The sequence below is a fragment of the Bradyrhizobium sp. USDA 3650 genome (assembly GCF_054057395.1).
Genome location: NZ_JBSRZG010000001.1, coordinates 2,300,038 through 2,316,533 on the forward strand (window position 1 = coordinate 2,300,038; position 16,496 = coordinate 2,316,533).

At 64.6% G+C, this 16,496-nt stretch carries 17 protein-coding genes; 6 read left to right on the forward strand and 11 right to left on the reverse strand.

Features of this window, described 5'->3' with window-relative positions:
- Positions 1-161: 161 nt before the first annotated feature.
- Both ACVIN2_RS10910 and ACVIN2_RS10915 read left to right on the forward strand, forming a co-directional pair.
- Positions 162-566 (forward strand): DUF2946 family protein, encoded by a 405-nt coding sequence (locus ACVIN2_RS10910; RefSeq protein ID WP_456765619.1) that lies wholly within the window; start codon positions 162-164, stop codon positions 564-566.
- 142 nt (positions 567-708) lie between these two features.
- Complete coding sequence (locus ACVIN2_RS10915) at positions 709-3,066, forward strand: TonB-dependent receptor (RefSeq protein ID WP_456765620.1); 2,358 nt, start codon at positions 709-711, stop codon at positions 3,064-3,066.
- A 24-nt stretch (positions 3,067-3,090) separates the two neighbouring features.
- Here ACVIN2_RS10915 and ACVIN2_RS10920 read toward each other — a convergent pair whose 3' ends face one another.
- The 5 genes from ACVIN2_RS10920 to ACVIN2_RS10940 form a co-directional block, all read right to left on the reverse strand.
- Positions 3,091-4,245 (reverse strand): hypothetical protein, encoded by a 1,155-nt coding sequence (locus ACVIN2_RS10920; protein ID WP_456765621.1) that lies wholly within the window; start codon positions 4,243-4,245, stop codon positions 3,091-3,093.
- Between the two features lie 31 nt (positions 4,246-4,276).
- On the reverse strand, positions 4,277-4,978 hold the full coding sequence (locus ACVIN2_RS10925; protein WP_456765622.1) for a methyltransferase domain-containing protein: 702 nt from the start codon (positions 4,976-4,978) through the stop codon (positions 4,277-4,279).
- A 37-nt stretch (positions 4,979-5,015) separates the two neighbouring features.
- On the reverse strand, positions 5,016-5,531 hold the full coding sequence (locus tag ACVIN2_RS10930) for a GNAT family N-acetyltransferase (protein ID WP_456765623.1): 516 nt from the start codon (positions 5,529-5,531) through the stop codon (positions 5,016-5,018).
- A 67-nt stretch (positions 5,532-5,598) separates the two neighbouring features.
- A complete protein-coding gene (locus ACVIN2_RS10935; protein ID WP_456765624.1) occupies positions 5,599-6,546 on the reverse strand; it encodes a glycosyltransferase family 2 protein in 948 nt (315 codons plus the stop codon).
- Positions 6,547-6,608: 62 nt separating this feature from the next.
- Positions 6,609-7,100: an NUDIX domain-containing protein gene (locus ACVIN2_RS10940; protein WP_456765625.1), complete on the reverse strand. Its 492-nt coding sequence runs from the start codon at positions 7,098-7,100 to the stop codon at positions 6,609-6,611.
- Between the two features lie 80 nt (positions 7,101-7,180).
- Here ACVIN2_RS10940 and ACVIN2_RS10945 point away from each other — a divergent pair, with 80 nt between their 5' ends.
- Complete coding sequence (locus ACVIN2_RS10945; protein ID WP_456765626.1) at positions 7,181-8,062, forward strand: metallophosphoesterase family protein; 882 nt, start codon at positions 7,181-7,183, stop codon at positions 8,060-8,062.
- A gap of 125 nt (positions 8,063-8,187) precedes the next feature.
- On the opposite strand, the gene ACVIN2_RS10950 is transcribed toward ACVIN2_RS10945, so the two are convergent.
- The 3 genes from ACVIN2_RS10950 to ACVIN2_RS10960 all read right to left on the reverse strand — a co-directional run bounded on the left by ACVIN2_RS10950 (position 8,188) and on the right by ACVIN2_RS10960 (position 10,810).
- Positions 8,188-8,742 carry a hypothetical protein gene (locus ACVIN2_RS10950; protein WP_456765627.1) on the reverse strand — a complete coding sequence of 185 codons (555 nt, stop codon included), beginning with the start codon at positions 8,740-8,742 and terminating at the stop codon, positions 8,188-8,190.
- Between the two features lie 199 nt (positions 8,743-8,941).
- On the reverse strand, positions 8,942-9,148 hold the full coding sequence (locus tag ACVIN2_RS10955; protein WP_007595122.1) for a DUF4170 domain-containing protein: 207 nt from the start codon (positions 9,146-9,148) through the stop codon (positions 8,942-8,944).
- Positions 9,149-9,178: 30 nt separating this feature from the next.
- On the reverse strand, positions 9,179-10,810 hold the full coding sequence (locus tag ACVIN2_RS10960; protein ID WP_456765628.1) for an isocitrate lyase: 1,632 nt from the start codon (positions 10,808-10,810) through the stop codon (positions 9,179-9,181).
- 229 nt (positions 10,811-11,039) lie between these two features.
- On the opposite strand from ACVIN2_RS10960, the gene ACVIN2_RS10965 reads away from it, so the two are divergent.
- A complete protein-coding gene (locus tag ACVIN2_RS10965; protein ID WP_456765629.1) occupies positions 11,040-12,485 on the forward strand; it encodes a helix-turn-helix domain-containing protein in 1,446 nt (481 codons plus the stop codon).
- A 156-nt stretch (positions 12,486-12,641) separates the two neighbouring features.
- Here the strand turns inward: ACVIN2_RS10965 and ACVIN2_RS10970 are convergent, their stop codons facing one another.
- The gene (locus tag ACVIN2_RS10970; protein WP_456765630.1) at positions 12,642-12,986 is read right to left on the reverse strand and encodes an antibiotic biosynthesis monooxygenase; all 345 of its coding nucleotides are present in this window, start codon (positions 12,984-12,986) and stop codon (positions 12,642-12,644) included.
- Between the two features lie 229 nt (positions 12,987-13,215).
- On the opposite strand from ACVIN2_RS10970, the gene ACVIN2_RS10975 reads away from it, so the two are divergent.
- Together ACVIN2_RS10975 and ACVIN2_RS10980 are read left to right on the forward strand one after the other, a co-directional pair.
- Positions 13,216-14,022, forward strand: coding sequence for a hypothetical protein (locus tag ACVIN2_RS10975; RefSeq protein WP_456765631.1), 807 nt, complete (start codon positions 13,216-13,218; stop codon positions 14,020-14,022).
- A gap of 163 nt (positions 14,023-14,185) precedes the next feature.
- Positions 14,186-14,530, forward strand: coding sequence for a hypothetical protein (locus tag ACVIN2_RS10980; protein ID WP_456765632.1), 345 nt, complete (start codon positions 14,186-14,188; stop codon positions 14,528-14,530).
- A 194-nt stretch (positions 14,531-14,724) separates the two neighbouring features.
- On the opposite strand, the gene ACVIN2_RS10985 is transcribed toward ACVIN2_RS10980, so the two are convergent.
- The gene (locus tag ACVIN2_RS10985; protein ID WP_456765633.1) at positions 14,725-15,366 is read right to left on the reverse strand and encodes a tetratricopeptide repeat protein; all 642 of its coding nucleotides are present in this window, start codon (positions 15,364-15,366) and stop codon (positions 14,725-14,727) included.
- Positions 15,367-15,500: 134 nt separating this feature from the next.
- Positions 15,501-16,433: a zinc metalloprotease HtpX gene (htpX, locus tag ACVIN2_RS10990; RefSeq protein ID WP_456765634.1), complete on the reverse strand. Its 933-nt coding sequence runs from the start codon at positions 16,431-16,433 to the stop codon at positions 15,501-15,503.
- Between the last annotated feature and the right edge of the window lie 63 nt (positions 16,434-16,496).

Consider the following 16,496-nt stretch of genomic DNA (forward strand, 5'->3'; position numbering starts at 1 on the left):
CTCAGCCTAGATCTTTCAGTTGCCCGCACGACACGGCGAGGAGCCGGCCCGCTCGGGTCGGCTCGACAGCGGTTGACATCCACTGACCGATCAGGCGATGTTACATTATAACATCGCGGGATCAGGGGATAATACCTCGCGATGTGGGGTGACGTTTCCAGATGAAGTGGTTCCGGTCGAATATCAGGCACGGCGCCCGGCTCGCGATCTTCGCGATGCTGGTGCAGTTCGCGCTGACGTTCGGCCACAGCCATTGGTTTGCCCAGGCCGCTCCCCTCGCCCAGCCCTCGCTGCAGCAGACCGACAGCAACCAAGGTCTCGCTGCGATCGACCGCGCTGCGGTCGAAAGGCAATCGCCGTTGGCTCCCGACCGGGAGCACCCGGGCGAGGACAATTGCGCGATCTGCGCATTGGTCGCGATGGCTGGCACCGTCATGTTCGCGGCGCCGCCTGTGTTGTTGCTGCCGCAGGCGATCGACCTGCTCTTCCGCACCACCGACGCCGAATTCGTCCATTTGAAATCGGCCGGCACGGCGTTCCAGCCGCGCGCCCCTCCCGCGTCCTGACTCCAGCTTGATCACGCCCGGACTCGCCGCTTTCAGGCGCATGCCCGGGAGAAGTTGAAGTCGAATTCCGTCGCCCAGCGACGGCAGGCCGCCTCCGATCAGCAGACCATCATGCGGACGGCGCCTGACTGGAATCAGGACCATGTCATTCAAATTGCGGCGCGCGAAGCGCCTTGGCGGAGCAAGCCTGCTCCTGCTCGGCGCGGCCACCTCGGCGCTGGCCGAGGATAAATCATCGACCGAGATCCCCGCCGTCACCGTGACGGCCCCTAGCCCGATCGTGCGCAGGGCGGTGGTGCCGACCCGCAACCCGGGCCGCCCCACGCGAACCGCGCGGGCACGCAGCCACGAACGCACGGCGGACGCCACGCCGGCAACCTCCACGCCGGCCGCACCTCAGCAGGGCGTGCTGCCCATCGTGACCAACCAGTTCGCGACCGTCACGGTGGTGCCGAACGAGGAGATCCGCCGCGAGGGCGGCGGACAGCTCGGCGATCTCCTGTTCTCGAAACCCGGCATCACCGGCTCGAGCTTCGCGCCCGGCGCCTCCAGCCGGCCGATCATCCGGGGACTCGACGTCAACCGCGTCGGCATCGTCGAGAACGGCACCAATGCCGGCGGCGCCTCCGATCTCGGCGAGGACCACTTCGTCCCGATCGATCCGCTCGCGACCAACCAGGTCGAGGTGGTGCGCGGACCGGCTGCGCTGCGCTATGGCTCGACCTCGATCGGCGGCGTCGTCAGCGCCACCAACAACCGGATTCCGGATGCGCTGCCGAACTGCGCTCCGTCGTTCCAGACCTACGGCATGTCCACCAAGGCGCCGCTCGCGAGCGCCGCGACGTCGCCTTGCGTCACCGCCGAGACGCGCAGCGCGTTCAGCTCGGTCGACCGCGGCGTCGAGAGCGGCGTGCTGCTCGACACTGGCGGCGGCAATTTTGCCTTCCATGCCGACGTCTACGGGCGCAACACCACCGACTACAGCATTCCGAGCTACCCGTATCTCACCGACCAGACCCGGTCCGTCGCCAACGGACGCCAGCCCAACTCGGCGACGCGCTCGGACGGCGCCTCGATCGGCGGCTCCTACTTCTTCCAGGGCGGCTATATCGGTGCGGCGATCACCCAGAACGACGCGCTCTACCACATCCCCGGGATCGACGGCGCCGACCACAACACGCGCATCGACGGCCATCAGACCAAGATCAACGTCAAGGGCGAGTACCATCCCGACGCTACGGCGATCGATGTCGTTCGCTTCTGGGCCGGTGCGACCGACTATCGGCACAACGAGATCGGGCTGGCCGACCCCGCCGATCCCAACACCGACGGCGTGCGGCAGACTTTCACCAACAAGGAGCAGGAGATCCGCACCGAGGTGCAGCTGATGCCGTTCAACGCGCGCTTCGCCGAGGTGACGACGGCGCTGGGCTTCCAGGCCGGTCATCAGGAATTGAGCGCGCCGAGCCCGGACAATCCGGGCACGCTGTTCAACGGCCTGTGGGACCCGAACAACAGCACGCGCGTTGCCGGTTACGCCTTCAACGAGTTCAAGTTCACGGACGCGACGCGGGCGCAGATCGCCGGCCGGATCGAGCATGTCGAGCTGCACGGCACGACGCCGGATTTTCCCGCGGACTTCCTGCCCGACGGCACGCCGCAGGCGGGTATCGGCCGCAATCCGTCCTTCACGCCGAAGAGCGGCAGCATCGGCCTGTTGCAGGACCTGCCGGGCGGCATGGTCGGCAGCATCACCGCGCAATATGTCGAGCGCGCGCCGAAGGCGGCCGAGCTGTTCTCGCGCGGCGCGCATGATGCGACCGCGACCTTCGACATCGGCAACCCCAATCTCGGCATCGAGACCGCGAAGTCCGTGGAGGCCGGCCTGCGCAAGGCGACGGGGCCGTTCCGGTTCGAAGCGACCGTCTACTACACGCACTTCAACAACTTCATCTATCGCCGTCTCACCGGCGTGATGTGCGACGACGACTTTGCCTCGTGCGGCACACCCGGCGCCGAGGTGAACCAGGCGGTCTATTCGCAGCGCGACGGGAACTTCCGCGGCGGCGAATTCCAGTCGCAACTCGACGTCGGTGCATTCCAGGGCGGCATCTGGGGCATCGAGAATCAGTTCGACGTGGTCCGCGCCACCTTCACCGACGGCACCAACGTGCCGCGCATTCCGCCGGTGAGACTGGGCGGCGGCGTGTTCTGGCGCGACGACAACTGGCTGATGCGCGTCAATCTGTTGCACGCCTTCGCGCAGAACAACGTCGCGGTGATCGCGGAGACGCCGACGCCGGGCTACAATTTGCTGAAGGCCGAGGTCAGCTACAAGACCAAGCTCAACCCGAATGCATTCGGCGCGCGCGAGATGCTGCTCGGTCTCGTCGGCAACAATCTGTTGAACGAGAACATCCGCAACTCGGTGTCCTACACCAAGGACGAGGTGCTGATGCCCGGCATCGGCGTGCGGGCGTTCGCGAACTTCAAGTTCTGAAAGCGCGATAGCTAGCCGACTTCATCACGCTTTGGCTAAAGCGGCTGTTTCAGGGGCGTCCTCTGTCGCCTCCTGAAACAGCACGGCGAAAAGCAGGGTCCACAATGTCAGGAGAGAAATGGGGATCGTGTAGTATGGCGTCGCGATCGGATAGGTGAAGAAGAAGGCGAGGTTGAGCGCCAGATTGGCGATCGTGAGCAGCGCGACGCGGCGAATGCCGTTCGCCTGCCGCAACAGCCAGATCGAGCCTGCAATTCCGGTGACGATCAGCAACGTCTGGAGCGGGTCGGCGAGGTAATCCCGGACGACCGCAAACGAGAAATCCAGCGGCCTGACATCGGGGTTGTTGCCGTAGGTCGACGCAAAAGGACTGCCGGCGTTGACGGCGTAAGAGATGATGGTCGGGATCACGCCGGCCAGCAACGCGACGCCGAACAAGGCCCCCTGCAAGAACCGGGACAATTTCCGATCCGCCAGGAAGGCGACGAGGAGAAACACGCCATAGCCGGACGCCAGGAAGAGGTTGGCCAATCGAAAATCGACGGTTAACCCGAGCAAGAAACCGATGGGCGCCAGCAGCCAGATATTAGGTTGAGATCGCGGGCCCGCCAGCCATCGCGCCGTGAGACATCCTGCGAGGGCACACACGACGACGGTCGGGGCCATCGAATAGCTCGCCTTGACCGGATTGACCATCAGGTAGATCGCAAGACAGCCGAACGCCCCGGCCATCAGGACCGACCTCATGCTGCGCGCGAGAGACAGCGCAAACAGCGCAAGGCCGAGGACGACAATGGTCGCCAGCATGTACATGGGCACGACCTGGTGACCCGGCGGGAACAACGCCAATACGAGGCCGACACCCGGCGGGTATTGAATGACGACCTTCCCGGTGGCCGGCATCAGATTGTGACAGGGCGCAGCGGTCGTATCGTTCCAGTCGGGGTAGCCGATCTCTTTCAGCTTTGCTCTCTGATAGCCATCGTCCTCGCGGGCGAGGTTGGTGTCGAATCCCTCCACCAACCCGAACCTCTGGAACAGATGCGCCTGCCTGAGGTAGCAGATGTCGTCATAGACGCCGCGCGCCTCGCTCCATCGCATCATGGTCCAGAAATGGCCGACCAGCACCGCGAGAAACAACACGGCGAAGACGACTTTGCTGGTGTGGATTTTGTTCATCGGGATCATGCTGCGGCGGGAGGCGGCTGCTTTAGCGGAATGCGAGATAGAGATTGGACGATAGCGGGCCGAGCGACAAACCGGTGTAGCCCACAGCCGCGGACTTAGGGGTGGAGGACTTGGCACTCGCAGATTTGGCAACCAGCGCGGCGAGCTCCAGCAGCCGTTTTCGCGTCATCAGAATCAGGTTTTGCTCGTCGGTCCATTCCGACTTGCCGGCGATCCTGCAGACGATCCTGAAGGTGCCGTCGAGATAATGCGCCAGCGGGATGGCCGTGTGGTGCTCGACCGGAAAGAACCTGTTGGGGACCGTGATGAACACCCGCCGCGCGACGCGGCAAAGCTCCGCGACCAGCAGCACCTGATTTTCATGGCTTCCGGCATGTTCGAGCACGGCATTGGATGTCGCGACATCGAACGCATTGTCGTCGAACGGTAGCCGTTTATTCGGTTCGATCTGCACGTAACGGCAAAGTGGAAAAGCCGCCTTGAACCCTAATCCTTCGCCGAGGCCGCAGGCCGTGATCTTGTGCTGATGCGGGTAGCTTCGCTCCAGCACGTTGGCGCCATCGTTGATCACGTCGGACACGCCGACATCCAGGATCTCGTCCGCCGCGGACGGCTGCATCTGGGCGATGAAATCCTGGAAGATGCGGTCGCGCGCCGCGATCAGCAGCTTTTCCGCCGTGCTCCCGGACGCCACTTCCCGGTAATATTGCTGATCGACCGGCACTGCCCTACCTTCATGTGAGCTTCGAAGCGATGGCGCGTCAGGTTCGCGTCATGCTCCAGTCGGGGCTGACCGGACCCGATACGCCTTCGAACGCGCCCTCGACCAGCTCGATGACGAGGAGCCGGCTGTAATCGACCGGGCCCGGCATGGTGACGCGTCCCTTGGCGACCTGCTTGAAGCCGACGCGGCTGTAATAGGGCTCGTCGCCGACCAGCAGCACGATGGCGTGGCCCTGCGCCTTGGCATCCTTCAGCGCGCGCTCGAGCAGCAGCCGGCCGACGCCGCGGCTGCGGAACGGAGGCTCGACCGTCAGGGGCCCGAGCAGCAGTGCCGGCGTGTCGCCGACGCAGATCGGCAATTGCCGGACGGATCCGATCAGCAACGTACCGACGTGGGCGGTGAAGGAGAGATCGAGCACATGATCCACGTGCTCGCGGATGCGGTACGCGCTGAGCACGAAACGGCCGGGTCCGAAGGTACGTTCGTGCAGCCGCTCGATTGCCTGAGCATCGCCGGCGGCTTCCGACCGGATGGTGAGGGAGAGATCGTTCATCGCGTCGGCGGAATATCACCTTGGAGGGCAGCGGTCCATGGGATTGCGCCCGGCCCCGGGGGCAATTTCAGGGCCTCCCGAGCGGCGGCTGGGACAGGTAGGCGAGCATCTTCATTTCCCGCCGGCCGCGCGTCACGGTGTCGAGCACGAGCCCCGACGAAGCCGAAAGCAGCGCCATGATCATCAGCCCCATGGAGAGCACGGCGGTCGGCAGGCGCGGGACGAGGCCGGTCTCGAGGAAGGTGATCACCACGGGCAATCCGAAAGCGATCGACAGCAGCGCGAGGACGATGCCGATCGCCGAAAAGAAGCGCAGCGGCCGCTCCGACCGGTTGAGCTTCAACATCGTGTTGAAGATGCGCAAGCCGTCCTGCCAGGTGTTGAGCTTGGAGAAGGAGCCTTCCGGGCGCGCGTAATAGGGCGTCTCGACCTCGGCGACCGGCAGCGACAATTCCAGCGCATAGACCGCAAACTCGGTCTCGATCTCGAAACCGCCGGACAGGACCGGGAAGGATTTGACGAAGCGGCGCGAGAACACGCGGTACCCGGACAGGATGTCCTTGAAGGCGTGGCCGAAGGTCGATGCCAGGAAACCGGTGAACAGCCGGTTGCCGATGCGATGACCGCGCCGGTAGGCCGCTTGCGATTGATCGACGCGCAGACCGACAACCATATCCAGATGCTCATCGAGGAGCTGGTCGATCATGCGCGAGGCGCTCAGCGCGTCGTAGGTCGCGTCGCCATCGACGAGCACGTAGATGTCGGCCTCGATGTCGGCGAACATGCGGCGCACGACGTGGCCTTTGCCCTGGCGCCGTTCGCTGCGCACGATCGCTCCGGCCTCGCGCGCGACCGCCGCGGTGCGGTCGGTCGAATTGTTGTCGTAGACGTAGACCTCGGCCGCAGGCAGTGCCTTGCGGAAATCGGCGACGACCGTCGCGACGGCGGCTTCCTCATTGTAGCAGGGCACCAGCACGGCGACCCGAAACGGCCATGACCTCGTCGATTCAGACAACCTTCATCCCTCGTCCATGCGCCGACACCGCAGGTCCGGCGATTTACTAGCACAGGCAGCCATCATCGCCACGTCGCAATCCGCGGCCTGTCGTGCAGGACTTCCGCGATCCGCAGCCGCGTGCCCGGCGTGGTCCCCTCGGGCAGCGCGGTGACCGCGAAGAATCCGCACTCGGCGATCTCGCGGTTGGGCGCGGGCAGACGATCCTGCTTGAACTGCCTGACGACGTAGACCGCGACGTGGTCGCGGCGGGAGACGTGGCTGTTGAGAAAGATGCCGTGCAGCACGGCCTCGCCGGTCAGATCGATATCGCCCTCCTCCTTGAGCTCGCGCCGCAGCGCCTGCTCCATGGTCTCGCCGAGATCGACGCCGCCTCCCGGCAGATACCAGCCGGTGACGTAGCTGTGCCTGACCAGGAACACCCGGGTGTCGGCATCCAGCACCACGGCGCGGACGCCGAGCGTCATGCCGCGGACCAGCAGGAAATAGGCGTGGAAGATTCGCCGCAGCAGCGGCTCGAATCTCCGTCGGACGCTGTTCAGACGTTCTCCCATCGGGCTCCCTCGATGCCCCGCTTGCACCTGGCCTGCGACCTTGCCATTACAGCGGGCGAATAGCGAGGCAATCGCCCCCCATGGCCCCCTTCACGCTCGCCCATCTGTCCGACCCGCATCTGCCGCCGCTGCCGAAGCCGCGGTTGATCGAGCTCGCCGGCAAGCGCGCGCTCGGCTATGTCAACTGGACGCGCAACCGTCACAAGTATCAGCGCCGCGAGGTGCTCGACGCACTCGTCGCCGACGTGAAGGCGCAAGGTCCCGACCACATCGCGGTCACCGGCGATCTCGTCAATCTGGCGCTGGAGGCGGAGTTCGCGCCGGCGCGCGCCTGGCTCGACGGCGTCGGTCCGCCCGACCGCGTCACCACCATTCCCGGCAATCACGACGCCTATGTCCGCGCCACCTCTCATCGCTTCGGCGAAACCTTCGCGCCCTATCTTGCGGGCGACGACGGCCGTATCGGCTTTCCGAGCCTGCGCCGGCGCGGGCCGCTCGCGCTGATCAGCCTGTCCACTGCGGTGCCCACCTTGCCGTTGATGGCGACAGGCACGCTCGGAGGCGATCAACTCGCGTCGCTCGAAGAGGTGCTCGAGCGGCTCGCAGCCGAGGACGTCTTTCGCGTGCTGTTGGTGCACCATCCACTGAAGTCCGGCGCGCGCCACAAGCGGATGACTGACTCCGCCGGGCTGCTGACGCTTTTGAAACGCCACGGCGTCGAGCTGATACTGCACGGGCACGACCACATTCATTCGACGATGTGGTTCGAGGGACCCAACGGCAACATTCCCGCAATCGGCGTGCCCTCGGCCTCCGCGCTCGCGCACGGACGCACCCCGGCTGCGGCCTACAATCTGTTCACGATCGAGAAGGACAACACCGGCTGGCGTTGCGAGCAGACGGTGCGGAGCCTGGGGGCTGGATTTCAGATCGGGCAGATCAAGCTTGTCAGATTGATCTGAGGTCGTCGCCGTCATTGCGGAATGATCCGTAGCCCGGATGGAGCGCAGCGTAATCCGGGGCGGTGCATCTGTAGCGATAAGTTTCCCGGATTGCGCTTCGCTGCATCCGGGCTACGAGAGACGCCTCACCAGCTCCGCAGGGCCGCGAGCACGGCAACGCCGAACAGCGCGGCGGCGCCGAGCACAAATCCGAACACGAACGGCCAGAGGCGCGAGCGGCGCCGCGGCGGCGCGGCCTCGGGCTTCGGCTCGGGCGGGACCACCATCGCATGCTCTCGCTCGATCATGCGGCGCGCGACGTAATCGGTCACGGCCTCGACGATAACAGACGTGTCGTGCGATTCGGCGAGCACGATGCGGCCGAAGCGGGTGTCCTGCACGAAGCGGTACATCCGCTTGTCGCGCCCCATCAAGATGTGCGCGACGACGTCGATCCAGAGCCTGGGCGTATCGCCCTGGCTGATGCCGCGGTCGAACAGGTCGATCTTGTCAGGCACCTGCGCGAACAGGGGATCGAGCGAATCGTTGAGGATCTCGAGCCGCGCCACCTCGGCATCGCGCAAATCGACGACGACGCCGGTCCGGTCGGCGGCCTCGATTCGCGCCTGCAACAGCGCATCGCGCAGCCGCACCGGGCGCGGCTGGCTGGGATGGATCCCGCTGGTCTCGGGCTCTGACATTGGCGGCCTCGTCCTCACTTGGCCGGATTAACCTATCAGCAACCAAAGTGTCCGCAAAGGCCCTACAATTCCAGTTACTTACGGTGCCCACAGGTCGTTCACCTGTGCCAAAAACAGACGATCCCACCCGGCTTGCGCCGGATGGGACCCTCCGTCCTTGGACGTCTTCTTATTCAGATTGTCATGTCAGTTCAGATTGTCAGGCCGAGACCCGCGACGGCTCTTCCACGATCGAGAAGCGGACGCCCGCCTTGTGACGGTTCTCTTCCGAGACCGAGCGCCAGGCGTCCTCGGCCTCCTTGCGGGTCTTGAACGGACCCTGCACCTGGGCCGAGCCTTCCACGAGCTTGTGGAAGTTCATCGAACCGAACTCGCCGCCGATCACCCAGAAATTGCTATTGGTCATTGTCAGTCTCCTGTCGATTAGCGTGATGCGTTAGCCGAACTGGTTCATCGTGTTGTGGGCGCCGCCCGCCTTCAGGGCAGCCTCGCCGGCGAAGTACTCCTTGTGGTCGTCACCGATGTCGGAGCCGGCCATGTTCTGATGCTTGGCGCAGGCGATACCCTGACGGATCTCGGCGCGCTGGACGTTCTTGACGTAGCCGAGCATGCCCTGGTCGCCGAAATATTCCTTCGCCAGATTGTCGGTCGAGAGCGCCGCCGTGTGGTAGGTCGGCAACGTGATCAGGTGGTGGAAGATGCCGGCACGCTTGGCCGAATCCGCCTGGAAGGTACGGATGCGCTCGTCGGCTTCCTTCGCCAGCGGCGTATCGTCGTATTCCACCTTCATCAGCTCGGCGCGATTGTACTTGCTGACGTCCTTACCCGCTTCCTTCATCGCGTCGTAGACCTGCCAACGGAAGTTGAGGGTCCAGTTGAACGAGGGCGAGTTGTTGTAGGCCAGCTTCGCATTCGGAACCACCTTGCGGATCCGGTCGACCATCTTGGCGATCTGCTCGATATGCGGCTTCTCGGTTTCGATCCAGAGCAGGTCGGCGCCGTTCTGCAGCGAGGTGATGCAGTCCAGCACGCAGCGGTCTTCGCCGGTGCCCGGGCGGAACTGATACAGATTGGAGGGCAGCCGCTTCGGACGCATCATCTTGCCGTTGCGGTTGATGATGACGTCGCCGTTGCGGGCATTCTCCGCCGTCACTTCCTCGCAATCCAGGAAGCTGTTGTACTGGTCGCCGAGATCGCCGGGCTTGTGGCTGACCGCGATCTGCTGGGTCAGGCCGGCACCGAGCGAGTCGGTGCGGGTCACCACGATGCCGTCTTCGACGCCGAGTTCGAGGAAGGCGTGGCGGCAGGCCCGGATCTTGGCCAGGAACACCTCGTGCGGCACGGTGACCTTGCCGTCCTGGTGGCCGCACTGCTTCTCGTCCGAGACCTGGTTCTCGATCTGGAGCGCGCAGGCACCCGCCTCGATCATCTTCTTGGCGAGCAGATAGGTCGCCTCCGCATTGCCGAAGCCGGCGTCGATGTCGGCGATGACAGGCACGACATGGGTCTGGAAGTTGTCGATCTTCTCGATCAACTCCTTCTCTCGGGTCTTGTCGCCTTCCTTGCGGGCCTTATCGAGGTTGCGGAAGATATCGTTCAGCTCGCGCGAGTCGGCCTGACGCAGGAAGGTGTAGAGCTCTTCGATCAGCGCCGGCACCGAGGTCTTCTCGTGCATCGACTGGTCCGGCAGCGGGCCGAACTCGGAGCGCAGCGCCGCGATCATCCAGCCGGACAGGTACAAATAGGTGCGATCGGTCTTGCCAAAGTGCTTCTTGACCGAGATCAGCTTCTGCTGGGCGATGAAGCCGTGCCAGCAGCCCAGCGACTGCGTGTACTTGGTGGGATCGCCGTCATAAGCGGCCATGTCGGCCCGCATCAGCGCCGCGGTGTAGCGGGCGACGTCGAGGCCGGTCTTGAAGCGATTCTGCAGGCGCATGCGGGCGACGGCCTCGGCCGACACCCCGTTCCAGGTCGGCTGGGTCTCCAGAAGCGACCGGGCCGCCTCGACCTCACTCTGGTACGAGGCGGGGGCCTGGAGGGTGCTGATGCCACGGGGCTGGTAATTCATGTGCCTGATCCTTTCACCGACGATGGCACCAGCCATCGACATTCTTGACAATGCATTGCGAGATGCGTGTCAGAAGCTAAACGCGAGAAAGCTCAGCTCGTACAGTAGGCTTGTATTTGAATGGTGATGTCATGTAACATCGGTACTTGTAATATATGTCACTTTGTAAATCTTGTAAATTAATTAGGTCAGCAAGCCTGCCCTTGATGCCCCCTCCGGAGACCTGAGAATGCCCGCCGGTTCCAGCAAGAAGCTCTTCGTCGGCCCGCGCTTCCGGCGGATCCGGCAGCAATTGGGGCTGTCGCAGACCCAGATCGCCGAGGGGCTCGGGATCTCGCCGAGCTATGTCAATTTGATCGAGCGTAACCAGCGTCCGGTGACCGCCCAGATCCTGCTGCGGCTGGCCGAAACCTACGACCTCGACCTGCGCGACCTCGCGACCGCCGACGAGGACCGCTTCTTCGCCGAGCTCAACGAGATCTTCTCCGACCCACTGTTCCGCCAGATCGACGTTCCCAAGCAGGAACTGCGCGATCTCGCCGAGCTTTGCCCCGGCGTCACCCATGCGCTGCAACGGCTCTATGCCGCCTATACCGAGGCCCGCCAGGGCGAGACGCTGGCCGCGGCACAAATGGCCGACCGCGACGTCGGCACCCGCTATGAGGCCAATCCCGTCGAGCGCGTCCGCGAGCTGATCGAGGCCAACCGCAACTACTTTCCGGAACTCGAGCAGGCCGCGGAGACGCTGCGCGACGAGCTCAACGTGCCGGCTGAAGAGCTTTATGCGGCGCTCGCGGCGCGGCTGCGCGAAAAGCATTCGATCCAGACCCGCATCATGCCTGTGGACGTGATGCGCGAGACGCTGAGGCGCTTCGACCGCCACCGGCGCCAGCTCCTGATCTCCGAGCTGGTCGACCCGCCCGGCCGCGCGTTCCAGCTCGCCTTCCAGCTTGGCCTCGTTGAATGCACGCAGCATCTGGAGACCATCATCGGCCGCGCCGGCCCGCTCGACGACACACCGCGCCGCCTGTTCCGCATCACGCTCGGCAACTATTTTGCAGCCGCCGTGATGATGCCCTACCCGGCTTTCCTAGCCGCGGCGGAAGCGCTGAATTACGACATCCACCTGCTGGCGCAGCGCTTCAATTCCGGCTTCGAGCAGGTCTGCCATCGGCTCACCACCCTGCAGCGGCCGAACGCGCGCGGCATCCCGTTCTTCCTGCTTCGTGTCGACAATGCCGGCAACGTCTCGAAGCGATTTTCATCGGGCACGTTCCCGTTCTCGAAATTCGGCGGCACTTGTCCGTTGTGGAACGTGCACTCGACCTTCGACACGCCTGATCGCCTGCTGAAGCAGGTGATCGAGCTCTCCGACGGCACGCGCTATTTCTCGATCGCGCAGATGGTGCGCCGCCCCGTCGCGCCCCACCCGCTGCCGCAGCCGCGCTTCGCCATCGGCCTCGGCTGCGAGATCCGTCACGCCGCTCGCCTCGTCTACGCTGCCGGCATCGATCTGGAGAAAACGGAGGGCACGCCGATCGGCGTCAACTGCCGTCTCTGCGAGCGCGAAAACTGCGCCCAGCGCGCCGAGCCGCCGATCACGCGCACGCTGATTTTGGACGAGACGACGCGGCGGGTGTCGAGCTTTGCGTTCTCGAATGCACGGGAGTTGTGAGGGGCGACTGCGCGCTGAGTGGCAAGCGCACGCCACTCACTCCGCTGTCGTCCTGGACAAGCGAAGCGCAGATCCAGGACCCATTACCTCAGAAGCGAGTTTGGCGAAGATTGGTAACGACGATCTCGTGCCACAACTACCCCCTGGGGTAATGGGTCATGGCTTTCGCCAGGACGACGGCGGGGAAGAAGCGATCCGCCCAATCCCTACGCCAGCGTATGCACGATCACCGGACCCGCGGCGGCGCGGGCGTCGCCTGCAAGCAGCGCGCCGAGATCCTTCTCGATCCAGGCGATCGCACGCCTGTTCGCCTCCTCCGCCTGCTCGAAACTTGTCGAAGATCGAAATCGCCGTGACCGTGTCGTCGCCGGCATAGACGACGTAATAGGCGCGGAAGCCGTCGACGTCGCTGATGATCGGAACGGCGCCTTCCTTGATACGGCGCGCCAGCTCTTCGGCGCTCCCGCTTTTTGCCTTGGCCTGACGGATGGCGGCATACATGGCATCCTCCCTTCCGGCTATCTGGTTCGAGGGCTTGGTGCCCGGACCGCATGCTACGCCGAAGCGCGCGGGCAATCCACGCTTGGTTAACCCGGCGCTAATTCAGTTCCGCGATCCGCAACCATCGATTAAGCACGCCTCAACATCGCTGCCTTAGTCTCGCCCCACTCACTTTTCGCAAACAACGGCGGCCTATCCTGCCGCGTGAAGTGACATCAGGGGGTTCATCATGCGCATTGCGTTGCTGCTGACCGCGACCATTGTCGGCGCGCTCTTTGCCAATCCGTCCCATGCCGGACCGCTGGATGCGTCCGCCGGCGCAGCGCAGGCGTTACCGCCGGGCTTCCAGAGCTACCGCGGCTACATGTTCGACCTGTCGGAGAATTCCGACCGCAAGGATGTCGACAAGCTCACCGACAATGTGAAGAGCCAGATCGACGTGGTCGAGGCTGCCGGCCTCTCGCCGCGCGTGCTGCGCTTCTTCCGCACCGTCCCGATCATCGCCAGCGAGCTGGCCTGCCTCGACGAAGGCGCCGCCACCGCGTGCTACGGCCGGGTCGCTCCGAACGTCGAGCGCCACGTGCCGCGGACGCTCACTGTTTGGGACCATGCCACCCAGCGCTGGACCAATCCCAATGCCGTCGACCTCGCGGTCGATTCCGGCCTCGGCGTGATCATGCTGCGGCCGGACATGATGCGTTACGAAAAGGAAGCCGTGCTGCTGCACGAACTCCTGCACGCCTACCACGCGCGGCTGTTGCCGGACGGCTACGCCAACAAGGGCGTGATCGGCTATTACGCCTACGCCAAGTCCAAGGATCTCCTGCCCAAGGAATCCTACGCGCTGAAGAATCACATGGAATTCTTTGCGGTGACCGCCAGCATCTTCCTGGCTGGCAAGAGCGAATTCCACGACCCGAAGTCGCGCGAGGCGCTCAAGGAGAAGTTGCCGGACTATTACAAATATCTGGTCGGCGTGTTCGGCTTCGACCCCGATCCGGCAGCGTCGAGCGGCCCGGTCGCCTCCCTGAAGTAAGACAGAAAGCGCAAAACCAAGGCAGAGAGCCGCGCGCGCAGCGCGGCTTTTTTGTTTTGATCACCGGAAGCTGCGGATGACGCGTGGCCGGGAATTGCCAAGGCGGGGCCCGATCTGCATAGTCCGCCCGCATCGATACTGTTTTCGAAGAGGATAGAACAACATGGCGGACGCCGACCTGGATGTCGTGATCCGGCAACTGGCCAGACAGCTGCATACGGGCCTGATGACCCGCGCCAAGGAGCGGCGGGACCGATTCAACGGCCTTGCGGCCAAGGCCAAGGGCAAGGAGACCGGCGACCGCTTCAAGATGATGGCCAAGGCCACCATGGAGCAGGCCATTGCCGCCGCCAAGCGCCTGCAGATGTCCGCCGACAACGTCGCCGACAGCTACGCGCGGTCGATGCGGATCGCCGCCAGCACACCGGTCGCGGTGAAGGTGGAGAAGGCGCCCAAGGAAAAGCCGGTGAAGAAGGCCAAAGCCAAGAAGGCCAAAGCCAAGAAGTAGGCGCTCACCTTCTTCCTTCTCCCCTTGCGGGAGAAGGTGGCGCGAAGCGCCGGATGAGGGGTTGTTTCCGCGAATTCAACTGCAGCAGGCTCACGCGCGGAGAGATACCCCTCACCCGTCTCGCCGCTTCGCAGCGAGCCACCCTCTCCCGCAGGGGGAGAGGGTTGCAGCGGCGCACGCAGCTCTAGATATCTCTACCTTGCGGGAGCGGCGAGCCGGGTTGGCTCGGCGCTCGCGAGTTCAGCGAGTTTTGCGCGCGCTGCATCGCGGGTGTGGGCATCCTTGCCGGCGGGCAGCGCCAGCGCGGCCTCGAAATCGGCGCGCGCCTCATTCGGTTGGCCGCGGGCGAGGAAGGCGAGGCCGCGGTCGAGCCGAGGCTGCGCATCCGAGGGGTCGAGGCGGACCGCGGTGTTGTAGCTCAGAATCGCGCGATCGAGATCGCCGGCGGCCGCGAGCGCGAGACCGCGCTGGTGATAGGGCGCGGCGTGCCTGGGATCATGCGCGATCGCCTCGTCGTAATCCTCGATGGCAAGTTCGAGATCGCCATTCTGCCGGCGCGCCAGCGCCCGATCGCGATAGAGCGAGGCGCGGTTGGGATTGAGGTGGATGGCCTCGTCGAAATCCGCGATCGCCCGCCGCCAGTCGCCGTGGCGCAGCGCGATCCGTCCGCGCCCCTCATAGGCGAAAGCGATCAGCGAGCCGCGCAGCGGCGAGAAGCCGATCACCGCCGAACAGATGTCGGGCTCGTCCTCGTCGCCGCAATTGACGACGGTGTGCGTGGACAGGCCAATCAGCACGCCCAGGGCGATCAACAATGGTACTGCAGCTTTGGTCATCTTCGACGGTGGCGGGCAGAGGGCCGGCCACGCATCCCCTTTCGCAGGAACTGTCACGGCAGGGTGTTAACACCGGCCGGGACCGTCCTGTGTGCGACAGGTCACAAAGCGCGCAAATTAGAGCCGCTGCTGCGTCAGCCCCAGGGCCCGCGCGAGGACGAGCGACCCCATGGGCTCCGCGGCGGATAGTTCTCATTGGCGCCGACCGACGGCGACGCCTGCGCGCCAAGCTCGGCTGCGAGCTGCTGAAGCGCCGCGATGCGATTCTGCGTCGAGGGATGAGTGGCGAACAGATTGTCCACGCCGTGGCCCGACAGCGGATTGATGATGAACATGTGCGCGGTGGCGGGATTTCGTTCCGCCTCGACATTCGGGACCTGATGCGCCGCGCCTTCGATCTTCACCAGCGCCGAGGCCAGCCACATCGGCTGACCGGCGATGCGTGCGCCGAGATTGTCCGCGGCGTATTCGCGCGTACGACTGATCGCCATCTGCACCAGCATGGCGCCGATCGGGGCGAGGATCATCATCAGGATCGAACCGACGATGCCGGGGCCATTGTTGTCGCGGTTGCCTCCGAAGAACATGCCGAACTGCGCCAGCATCGAGATCGCACCCGCAATGGTCGCGGTCACAGTCATCAGCAGCGTGTCGTGGTGCTTGATATGAGCGAGCTCGTGCGCGATCACGCCGGCGAGCTCCTCGCGGCTGAGCTGGCGCATCAACCCGGTGGTGACCGCGACCGCGGCATTCTCCGGATTGCGCCCGGTGGCAAACGCGTTGGGCTGCGGCTCGTCCATCAGGAACACGCGCGGCATCGGCAAGCGGGCGCGGCCCGCAAGCTCGGCCACGAGCCCGACCAGCTCCGGCGCGCTGCTGCGGTCGACCTCATGGGCGCCATACATGGACAGCACCATCCGGTCGGAGTTCCAGTAGGTGAAGAGATTGGTCGCCGCGGCAATGACGAGCGCAATCATGGCGCCGCCGGCACCGCCGATCAGATAGCCAACACCCATGAACAGAGCGGTGAGGCCTGCGAGCAGCATTGCGGTACGAAGATAGTTCATGGCCGTCTCCCGAGGCCGGCCGTGGCCGCTGGAGGGATTGCGGGCCGGCAAGCATGAGGTAGG

Coding starts and splice junctions, on each gene's coding strand:
- ACVIN2_RS10910 (WP_456765619.1), top strand. CDS start 162: ATGAAGTGGTTCCGGTCGAATATCAGGCACGGCGCCCGGCTCGCGATC.
- ACVIN2_RS10915 (WP_456765620.1), top strand. CDS start 709: ATGTCATTCAAATTGCGGCGCGCGAAGCGCCTTGGCGGAGCAAGCCTG.
- ACVIN2_RS10920 (WP_456765621.1), bottom strand. CDS start 4,245: ATGAACAAAATCCACACCAGCAAAGTCGTCTTCGCCGTGTTGTTTCTC.
- ACVIN2_RS10930 (WP_456765623.1), bottom strand. CDS start 5,531: ATGAACGATCTCTCCCTCACCATCCGGTCGGAAGCCGCCGGCGATGCT.
- ACVIN2_RS10940 (WP_456765625.1), bottom strand. CDS start 7,100: ATGGGAGAACGTCTGAACAGCGTCCGACGGAGATTCGAGCCGCTGCTG.
- ACVIN2_RS10945 (WP_456765626.1), top strand. CDS start 7,181: ATGGCCCCCTTCACGCTCGCCCATCTGTCCGACCCGCATCTGCCGCCG.
- ACVIN2_RS10950 (WP_456765627.1), bottom strand. CDS start 8,742: ATGTCAGAGCCCGAGACCAGCGGGATCCATCCCAGCCAGCCGCGCCCG.
- ACVIN2_RS10955 (WP_007595122.1), bottom strand. CDS start 9,148: ATGACCAATAGCAATTTCTGGGTGATCGGCGGCGAGTTCGGTTCGATG.
- ACVIN2_RS10960 (WP_456765628.1), bottom strand. CDS start 10,810: ATGAATTACCAGCCCCGTGGCATCAGCACCCTCCAGGCCCCCGCCTCG.
- ACVIN2_RS10965 (WP_456765629.1), top strand. CDS start 11,040: ATGCCCGCCGGTTCCAGCAAGAAGCTCTTCGTCGGCCCGCGCTTCCGG.
- ACVIN2_RS10970 (WP_456765630.1), bottom strand. CDS start 12,986: ATGTATGCCGCCATCCGTCAGGCCAAGGCAAAAAGCGGGAGCGCCGAA.
- ACVIN2_RS10975 (WP_456765631.1), top strand. CDS start 13,216: ATGCGCATTGCGTTGCTGCTGACCGCGACCATTGTCGGCGCGCTCTTT.
- ACVIN2_RS10980 (WP_456765632.1), top strand. CDS start 14,186: ATGGCGGACGCCGACCTGGATGTCGTGATCCGGCAACTGGCCAGACAG.
- ACVIN2_RS10985 (WP_456765633.1), bottom strand. CDS start 15,366: ATGACCAAAGCTGCAGTACCATTGTTGATCGCCCTGGGCGTGCTGATT.
- htpX (WP_456765634.1), bottom strand. CDS start 16,433: ATGAACTATCTTCGTACCGCAATGCTGCTCGCAGGCCTCACCGCTCTG.